Origin of the sequence: Calditerrivibrio sp. (assembly GCF_049968475.1) — a bacterium.
In the GTDB taxonomy this organism is placed as follows: domain Bacteria; phylum Chrysiogenota; class Deferribacteres; order Deferribacterales; family Calditerrivibrionaceae; genus Calditerrivibrio; species Calditerrivibrio nitroreducens_A.
The window spans coordinates 1-2,677 of sequence record NZ_JBMFQS010000020.1 but is presented as its reverse complement, the minus strand read 5'-3'; the positions used below and the strand labels follow the sequence as shown (position 1 = coordinate 2,677).

Annotated in this window: 4 protein-coding genes; all 4 read right to left on the bottom strand. The window is 33.7% G+C overall.

Annotated features, from left to right (window positions below):
* Positions 1-446 precede the first annotated feature (446 nt).
* Positions 447-1,304: an ABC transporter ATP-binding protein gene (locus ACP5Q2_RS09785; protein ID WP_424606391.1), complete on the bottom strand. Its 858-nt coding sequence runs from the start codon at positions 1,302-1,304 to the stop codon at positions 447-449.
* Between the two features lie 2 nt (positions 1,305-1,306).
* Positions 1,307-1,993 (bottom strand): molybdate ABC transporter permease subunit, encoded by a 687-nt coding sequence (gene modB, locus ACP5Q2_RS09780; RefSeq protein ID WP_428099588.1) that lies wholly within the window; start codon positions 1,991-1,993, stop codon positions 1,307-1,309.
* A gap of 1 nt (position 1,994) precedes the next feature.
* Positions 1,995-2,384 (bottom strand): hypothetical protein, encoded by a 390-nt coding sequence (locus tag ACP5Q2_RS09775; RefSeq protein ID WP_428099585.1) that lies wholly within the window; start codon positions 2,382-2,384, stop codon positions 1,995-1,997.
* Positions 2,377-2,677, bottom strand: a 301-nt coding sequence (locus tag ACP5Q2_RS09770; RefSeq protein WP_428099583.1) for a substrate-binding domain-containing protein, incomplete at its 5' end; no start/stop codon positions are given. The genes ACP5Q2_RS09775 and ACP5Q2_RS09770, both read right to left, overlap by 8 nt.

Here is a 2,677-nt window from a genome sequence, read left to right as displayed (position 1 = left end):
GTTACCCAACTTGTTGTATATTTCTTCCACCATCTTTGTAATCTTTTTCTTTTCCAGAACGTCATTTATAACATCAATCAGCAGGATAAGGGCACTACTTTTCTCGACAAACAGACTGTAGTCCTGATTGTTTGACTTAATGGCTATCTTTTCAGCGATAACCACATAAATACCCTTACAGATTGCAAAATAGGATATAAAAACATTAAAAACAGCAACAATGGCAATGAACTTAGCCCCAGCAAGAGACTCACTTCCCTATACAGGATAGTCCATAACTACCCCCTTTTTTAAAATATTAAATATAACACTGTTTATACTATAATCCCATAAATTTATTTTTCAATAAATTCATACCTAACTTAAAAAATATCACGATAACTTATTGCTAAGTTTAGCTTTAAAATAAACACAAATACAATTAAAAACACAACATCAAATGAGTTTCATAATCTCTTAACAATAGGAGTAAACGCCTTTGAACCTATAATAACCTCCTCCCCTATATTTAAATCTTCTACTGTGGCAACCTCCACCAGATTACCATTAATATCAACAGTAACTATATTAAAAACATCACTCTTTCTTATGTCTAGGATTGTTCCAAAAAAAGAGAACTTCCCTGATAGATTTTTTTCAATGAATACTTCACGGGGTGTGCCTATCTTTCGGATTTTACCTTCTTCAAGATAAACCACCTTTTCTGACATTTTAAATACCTCCGGCTTGTCATGTGAAACGAGTATGGTGGTCAAACCATATCTTCTGTGAATCTCTTTTACCTCATCCTGAAGCTTTAACCGTATCGTGAAATCAAGAGCTGAAAGGGGTTCGTCCAACAAAAGTATGTCAGGATTTCTCATGATAGATCTTACAAGTGCAACCCGCTGTTGCTGCCCACCTGACAATGATGATGGATATCTAGCTTTGAGATCATAAAGCTCCACAAGCTTTAATATTTCATCCACTTTTGACAACTGGCTTTTATCTGCTGCATAGACGATATTTTCATATACCGTCATATTTGGAAAAAGTGCATAGTTTTGAAATACAAATCCCACGCTTCTCTTTTGCGGTGGCAAATTGATCCCTGAAGAGGAATCAAAATATATCTTATCCCCAAATCTAATGATACCCTCATCAGGTTCCAAAAGCCCTGCAATCATCCTTAGAACAGTAGTCTTTCCAGAACCGGATTTACCAAAAATAGTCAAAAACTCCCCTTTTTCTATCTTTAAATTAACATCCAGAGTAAAATTACCTTTATAACCCACCAATTCTTTTCTAACATTCACCTCTATCATGACTACATCCCCGTTTCAAATCTTTTATTAAACATATAAACAACGAGCAATGTAAAGAAGGATAATGCAAAAAGTACAGCCGCATATATATGGGCTGTTGTATAATCTATTTTTTCCACTGCATCATATATGGCTATGGATACAACTTTAGTCTCACCATCAATGCTACCTCCAACCATAAGCACAACTCCAAATTCTCCAATCGTATGAGCGAATGACAAAATTATGCCTGTGAGAATAGCAGGCTTCATATTGGGAAGTATTACACGAAAAAGTGTATCCATTTTAGACTTTCCAAGTGTGTATGATGCTTCAATTAGAGTCTTATTTATAGATCTAAAGCCTGACAATAATGGATGAACCATAAAGGGGAAGCTAAATATCACAGAAGCTATCACTACCCCTTCAAAATGAAATGCAAGCTGATGCCCAAAACTCTTTTCCCAAAACATTCCTAAAAAACCATTTTTAGATAATATCAAAAGAAGATAAAAACCCAAAACCGAAGGTGGTAAAACCAGAGGCAGAGCTATCAAAGCTTCAATGACCGATTTAAATCTCATCTTAGAATATGATATTAGATATGCCAGAGGCAGGCCTGTAAAAAATAGGATAACGGTTGTTGTGAAAGCAAGTCTAAATGTAAGATAAAATGGAGTATAATCAATCTGTTTTAAAATCTCAAACATTTTAAATCTCCAATATTATATTTGTCGGTTTTATGTAAACAAAAATCTCATCGTTTAAATTTAAATCAAAAGTTTCAAACTCTTTTTTTGTAATCAAAACACAAAAAAAATAATTATTCGATTCTACCGCAAGTTTCACAAAGATATCAGCCAGGAGTATATCTTTAATTATTGTTCTGAACGAGTTAAAATTATAAATCTGATTTTTAGAAATAAAAAAATTGGTTTCTTTAAATAGCAACTTAACCTTGTTTTCTTTTTTAAGATAGGTTGCCGTTTGGGGATTTTCAAGTATAACACAACAAAATTCCCCAATTTCTGTGTTTACGTTCACAGTCGACATTGTATCAACTGAGTGGAAATTAGTAATAACACCAGCCAACCTATTCATACTGCCTCCAAAATTCCATGAGATAAGGTTTGACATCGGAAATCGCAAAACCTTTCTTTTTAAGATTTTCTGGGTATTCCATATCCGCGGATAGAAATATATCGTAAGGAGCACCATTCTCAATCTGATTATACCCTTTACCTGCCGAACCAATGATAATCTTTACCATGTCGTTTGGGTACTTCATATTGTAGGCTTTAACTAATTCATCAATTATGTAAGATAAAGTACCCACAGCAAATACTTTTATATCTCCAGCAAAAGTTGGAGACATAAAGCAAAATATCGTTAAA

Bases quoted from the DNA above. Each gene is read 5' to 3' on its own strand.
- ACP5Q2_RS09785 (WP_424606391.1), bottom strand. From the start codon at position 1,304: ATGATAGAGGTGAATGTTAGAAAAGAATTGGTGGGTTATAAAGGTAAT.
- modB (WP_428099588.1), bottom strand. From the start codon at position 1,993: ATGTTTGAGATTTTAAAACAGATTGATTATACTCCATTTTATCTTACA.
- ACP5Q2_RS09775 (WP_428099585.1), bottom strand. From the start codon at position 2,384: ATGAATAGGTTGGCTGGTGTTATTACTAATTTCCACTCAGTTGATACA.